Origin of the sequence: Mesorhizobium sp. M0016, assembly GCF_040324035.1 — a bacterium.
Lineage (GTDB): Bacteria > Pseudomonadota > Alphaproteobacteria > Rhizobiales > Rhizobiaceae > Mesorhizobium.
Map to the genome: position 1 here is coordinate 1 of NZ_JAMYVM010000057.1, position 2,340 is coordinate 2,340.

The window sequence follows — 2,340 nt, forward strand, 5'->3', positions numbered from 1 at the left end:
CCTCCGGGTTCGAAAGCAAAATGTCTTTGACGGCAGCGCTGGTCGATTTACCTTCTGTCTTGGTCATGGTGGCGTTCCTTCCAGGAATCGGTGACGTTGAACATCACCAGCCTGCCATGACCGCCCTCTCTCAGCGAATTTGCAGAACTCTCAGCACACTACCCGTGATTGACCGCCTTCCGGCTGGTTTGTGGTCGACCTGATGCGCCGCGAAACCCGGAAGTGGGACTGGACGGCGCCTATGACCGATACGCATCCTGACGACGATCTAGAAGCTCGGATCTTTGCGAAGCAGTGCTGGGTTCACATTCCCGGCAAGCACCGAAACCGAGATGGGGCTTGGGATATGTTCGAGGCGATGCCAGCCCCGCGGCACTGACTGACGTTCATTCCGCAGAAGAGAAACGAACAGCCCGCTGCCGCTGGTGGCGGGTTTTTCATGTCGCGTTTCACCAGCCGCGCACCAGTAAAAACCGTTTAAAACCAAGGATACTCAGCTGCAACATGAAACGCGGACATTTCTGCATTTGAGGGCACGTTAAGATGCGGAATTCGCTACAGAAAGAAGTTGTGCCCAGAGGCAAGTGAGGAAATATGTCTGTGCTTTCAGGTCTTACCACGCTCATAGAAACGAACAGAAATACCAACAATATATTTCTGTCATTCCTCCCGGAATGTCCGACTGATTTGGTCCGACAGCGGCTTCACAAAATAGGAAAGCGCCGTGCGCTCGCCCGTCTGGACCATCGCTTCGGCCGGCATGCCGGGCACGAGCGTCAGGTCCTTGAGCTTCGTCAGTTCCGCATGCGGAACCGACAGGCGCACCAGGTAATACGAAATGCCGTTTTTTTCGTCCGTCGCCAGATCGGCTGCGATCCGGCTGACATATCCGTTCAATTCCGGCGTGGTTCTCAGATTGAAGGCTGACATCCGCAGCACGGCCTTGTGACCAAGCTGGATTTGGTCGATGTCCTTCGGGGTGATCCGTACTTCCAGCGCAAGATCGTCGCCTTCCGGCACGATTAGCATGATCGGATCGGCGGGCGTGATCACTCCGCCGACCGTATGAACTGCGAGTTGTTGAATGGTGCCTGACTGCGGCGCGACGATATCGATCCGTCGCAGTTCCTGTTCAGCCGCCACCTTGCGCTCACCATACTCCCCGACCTGCGCCTGAACCTCTCTGAGCTCCTGGCCGACTTCGGTCTTGAAATCCTGATCGATCTGCGGGATCTGCAGGCGCGTTTCGGCTATGCGGGCTGCTGTCTGTGCCTGATCTGCGATCTTCTCACCGCGTTCGCCACCGAAAGTGGCAACCTGGATCTTCAGGCTGTTCAACCGTTGGTCCGAGACAATGCCTTGGTCGCGCAGCCCACTCAGAACAGCAATTTCCTTTTGGAGAACCTCGATCCTTTTTTCACAGGCAATTTCCTGCGCCTTGAATCCTTCGATCTCGTGGTGATATTGAGTAATGTGTTCCGCCAGTTGCGCCTGCTTTCCGTCGCGGGATTGTCTGCGGAATTCGAACAGCAGCGTCTCGCTATGTATTGCCGAAGCTACGTCCGGAACATCTCTTCGGGCGAGCAGCCAGTCCGGGAAGGCGATCTCCGCGAGATCGTCACGCTCAGCATCGAGTCGTGCCTGGTAGGCGGCGAGCTCATCGAGCCGCTTGGTGACTATGGCGAGATTAGCGCGCGTCTGGGTGGCATCGAGCCGCATGAGGATGTCGCCGGCCTTTACTTTATCGCCTTCGCGCACCAGGATTTCTCCCACAACCCCGCCGGTCGGGTGCTGCACCTTCTTGACATAGGAATCGACGACAAAGTGTCCGGACGCGACAACCGCACCGGAGAGATTCGTGAAGGTCGCCCAGGCTCCGGCTCCTCCCACAAAGATCACGCTCGCCAGAAGGCCCGCCACCAGGTGCCGGCGAATGGAGCTTGAAACGTCATTGTTCTGATCAATGCCGGACACCGGTATCCTCCATGTCAGCGCGCTCTGCCACGTGATCCTGTGTAGACTCGATGGCCTTCAGGACTTTGGAACGCGCACCGAATGCTCGCTGCCGTCCACCTTCCATCACCAACACCAAATCGACGGCGCGGATGACGCTCGGCTGATGGCAGACGACAACCGCAATGCCCTTGCGCTCGCGCACGGAGGCGATCGCCTTAGCGACTGCAGCTTCGCCTTCCGCATCGAGATGGGTATTGGGTTCATCCAGCACAACAAGGAAAGGGTCTCGATAAAGGGCACGGGCAAGACCGATAAGCTGGCGCTGCCCGGCGGAAAGTGCCGATCCGGCCTCACCAATCGGAGTTTCGTATCCGTGCTCAAATC

General features: G+C 57.4%; 3 protein-coding genes. 1 reads left to right on the top strand and 2 read right to left on the bottom strand.

What is annotated here, in order from left to right; all coding sequences use genetic code 11:
- A partial coding sequence (locus NKJ88_RS32820) for a hypothetical protein (protein WP_352446964.1) occupies positions 1-203 on the top strand: 203 nt, incomplete at its 5' end.
- Between the two features lie 457 nt (positions 204-660).
- Here NKJ88_RS32820 and NKJ88_RS32825 read toward each other — a convergent pair.
- Both NKJ88_RS32825 and NKJ88_RS32830 read right to left on the bottom strand, forming a co-directional pair.
- A complete protein-coding gene (locus tag NKJ88_RS32825) occupies positions 661-1,974 on the bottom strand; it encodes an HlyD family type I secretion periplasmic adaptor subunit (protein WP_352446965.1) in 1,314 nt (437 codons plus the stop codon).
- Positions 1,961-2,340: ATP-binding cassette domain-containing protein (locus NKJ88_RS32830; RefSeq protein ID WP_352446966.1), on the bottom strand; the 380-nt coding region annotated here is incomplete at its 5' end. The genes NKJ88_RS32830 and NKJ88_RS32825, both read right to left, overlap by 14 nt.